This window comes from Streptomyces sp. TRM68367, from assembly GCF_014495685.1.
Classification (GTDB): Bacteria; Actinomycetota; Actinomycetes; order Streptomycetales; family Streptomycetaceae; genus Streptomyces.
Genome location: NZ_JACTVI010000224.1, coordinates 1 through 3,228 on the forward strand (window position 1 = coordinate 1; position 3,228 = coordinate 3,228).

Here is a 3,228-nt window from a genome sequence, read left to right on the forward strand (position 1 = left end):
CAGGTCATCCGTACGACAGGGGGCACACAGCCATACCGGACCCGGGGGCCAGGCGCCCCATTGCGGGGCCACGAAAAAGGTAACGGGGGGACAGCGCGCTGCTCTTTCTCGGTAATGTCGGCAGTGTCACGCACCTGGACGAACAAGGTGGGGTCCGGCACCGGCTGGCGCTCGTCCGAGAGGTCGGCGAGCTGTTCGAGGCCGTGGTGGGCGGGCGGAGCGTCGACGTGGAGACCGGCGAGGCGCGCGCCGGCGACGGGTCCCGGTGGCTGGTGTGCCGTACGACCGTTCCAAGCCCCTCCGGGATCACCCGGTCCCACAAGGCGGCGGGGCCCACCACCACAATCGCTGTGGCTCTTCCTCTCGGACCCGATGACACCGGGCGGATCTACGCCGGTCTTCCGGTCGCGGACACCACTCTGGCCCTCTGCGCCAGCGCCCAGTTCGACCCGATCGCCAGCCGTCAGGCGCTCGACGACACCCCCTGGAACCGCGCACTGAACGAACTGGTAGGCGACCTGTGGACAGCCGCCGTCCTGTGGCAGTTCCGGCGGGATCCAGCACGGGCCTGGCGCGCCATGCCGCTCCCCGACGACATGCGCGACTCCCGTGACCCGGTCGCCGGGCTGGAGCGACTGCTCCTCGACCGTGCCAGGGCGGGTGTGTCCCACGGTCTCGTGCTGGACGTCGCGGGGCAAGGGCCGCTCGGCCTGGATGATCTCGCGGTGGAAGACGAGACGCTGGTTGGTGTGGTCACCGAAGAGGAGGTCTCCCGCGTCGCGGAGCGGACCGCCGTACTGCCCGGGGTGGCGCGGGACGAGGACGGCCGATGGCGTGAGGTGCTGGCAGACTGGGAGAACCACGACGGTGCGGTTCCCGTGACGGTTGACCTCTACGACGCGCTGCGCCTCCTCGACGACGAAATCCGGTCGCCGCGGGCGAACATCCGCCTCGCCGCGGCGGGACTTTCCGCAGACATCTACTCCTCCTTGCTGTCGAGCCGCTGGCTCGTGGACAGCTCAGGGGGCCGCCACAGTGTGCCCCGGCCTGCGGAACCTGCGGTGTTCACCGACGCCCCGCGGGGCCTCGGTGCCAGTCTCGGCTTCTCCCGGGAGATCCATCCCGCATTTCTCGCAGACACCGACGAGGCGCGGTCGGTGAGGGCGTGGCTCCGTAAGCGGGGGGTGTTGCTGACCGACGGGGACGCGGTGGCCGTGATCCGGCGCCTCGCGGCCATCGGCGCGGCCGGGAGCGGCGGCCTGAATGTACTGCAACTGACGGATGACCAGCTCATCGAACTGCGCGACGGGTTCGCAAGCGTGCCGGACTCCGAACGTGAGACCTTGGGGCGCGATGTGGGTCACGCAATCCGGTTGCAGGGGCATCGCTACGACCGGGCCGGAAAACGTGAAGACATCGACGTCGCTCCCGCCAAAGCGCACCTGCCCGCCCGACTGGACAGCTCGGAACGCGAGGAGAGCTTCGCCTTTGCTGCCGGTCGCACGGCCGGGCTGGTGTGGCTGCGGCCCCGGTACGCAGAGGTTCTGCAGCGAGGCGGCGCCGGGATGGGCGCCCGCAAGTTCCTGAGGCTCCTGGGCGCGGAGACCGCGCCCAGGTTGCGCAGGCACCCGGGAGCGCGGGAACGCTTCACGCAGAGCCCGAAGGGGCTGCCGGCGGACGTCATCTCGGGACCTCGGGCACGCACAGATGCCCTGCGAGCTCTGGAAGCGACTTTCACGCTTGACGACTACGAAAGCCCGGACCTACGTGCCGTCGCCTCTGGCATAGCCGCGGAGCAGAACCCGCAGATCCGCAGGCGCAGGGCGGCAGCGCTGTTTCACGTCCTCGGGCGGGCATGGAGCCGCTTTTCCGACCACGATGAGGTGGACGCCGTCTACGACTACTACGCATGGCAGAACCGGGGCAGGACTGCAGCCTTCTGGCTCTGGCAGTTGCGCGACACACCATGGCTCGACGACAGTAACGGCGCACCGTCTGCCCCGGCCCGACTCTGCATGCGGACCACTGGCACGGTCGCGGTGTACGGGGCGGACGACGAGCGATTCCTCCATCCCGAGACCCAGCAACTGGTCGGCAGACGCAGTGATGTGCTGCGCGCCCTGGGAATCTCTGCGGAGGCCCGCACCGAGGATCTCGTGGAATGTCTGCAGCGCCTGCGCCGACGGGAGGAAGAGGGAGGCGACAGGGATGTGCCCGCAGCGCTGATCCTCTACCAAGCCCTGGCCGAGCGCGCCTTCGGCCGTGGTACAGGCGCCTCGGGGAAGATGTCCCTGGGCTCGGTCCTCCGGGCGTTCGGCGAGGCCCTCCCTGTCAGTCTGTGGTGAGACACCCGGTATGCCGGGTTATCCTTCCTGGGCGAGACAGGAGCCCCACCCCAGATGACCAGCACGAACGTCCCGGTGGCCGAGTCCGAGGACCCGGCACCGAGACCGACCCGCCGCCGCTTCTCCCCGGAGTACAAGCTGCGCATGGTCGCCGAGTACGACGCCGCCCCGGCCGGAGAGAAAGGCGCGATCCTGCGCCGAGAGCGGCTGTAAGCGGCCTCGTCCTCACGGACTCCGGCTGGCGCCGACCGAGCCAGTGCCTGCGGGCGGCGCCGCTCTTCGGTCCACTCCGTGTGTTCGCTCCCACCTTTCCGGGCAGCGAGGAGTTCTGGCAACGGCTCGGAGTGCGTGTGCCGAATGTGGACGACGCCACGGCCGTGATCAAGGAGCTGGCACAGCGGGACCGGAAGCAGGGTCGGGACCAGCCGGACGGGACGACCCAGTCCATCGTCCTGGAGACCCTGAAGATGCTCGCCGCTCTGGGCCGTACCCATCCCGGCACGTTGACGGCCAAGCGCCTGGGACGCCTCCCTCTCTGGACGAGCCAGGGCTGGCGAAGCAAGCGGCCCGTGTACGCCGTCGAAGACCCGGTGGTAGCCGAGGCACTGGGCCGGGAACGCGCGGTGTGGTGCCCGGGAGCCGAACTGGAGCAGTTCCGGCCGTTGATCGGAACCCTGCGCGTGAGCGAGCTCGCCGCAGAGCACGTCACCGTGTACAGCCCTGGCCCGGCCCCGGCGGACCCGGACGCCACAGCGCTGGTCCGGTCAGCCGTCACCCACCTCCGTGAGGACCTGCTGAATCGCCCCGGGTTTGATGGAGACATCGAAGACCCGGAAGGATGCCGATCATGGCTGCTCCCCGCAAGTACCCCGACGAACTGCGC

2 protein-coding genes and 1 pseudogene are annotated in these 3,228 nt (G+C 69.6%); all 3 read left to right on the forward strand.

What is annotated here, in order from left to right; translation table 11 throughout:
- The first annotated feature begins 578 nt into the window (after window positions 1-578).
- Window positions 579-2,345, forward strand: coding sequence for a hypothetical protein (locus H8R17_RS44855; RefSeq protein WP_187828902.1), 1,767 nt, complete (start codon window positions 579-581; stop codon window positions 2,343-2,345).
- 54 nt (window positions 2,346-2,399) lie between these two features.
- Entirely contained in the window at window positions 2,400-2,558 is a 159-nt protein-coding gene (locus H8R17_RS44860; RefSeq protein ID WP_187828903.1) for a transposase, read from the forward strand.
- 80 nt (window positions 2,559-2,638) lie between these two features.
- Window positions 2,639-3,228: pseudogene (locus H8R17_RS44865) on the forward strand (hypothetical protein); the annotation flags it as partial.

What these genes read in the sequence shown, in the direction of transcription:
- H8R17_RS44855 (WP_187828902.1), top strand. Translation starts at nt 579, where the DNA reads ATGCCGCTCCCCGACGACATGCGCGACTCCCGTGACCCGGTCGCCGGG.
- H8R17_RS44860 (WP_187828903.1), top strand. Translation starts at nt 2,400, where the DNA reads ATGACCAGCACGAACGTCCCGGTGGCCGAGTCCGAGGACCCGGCACCG.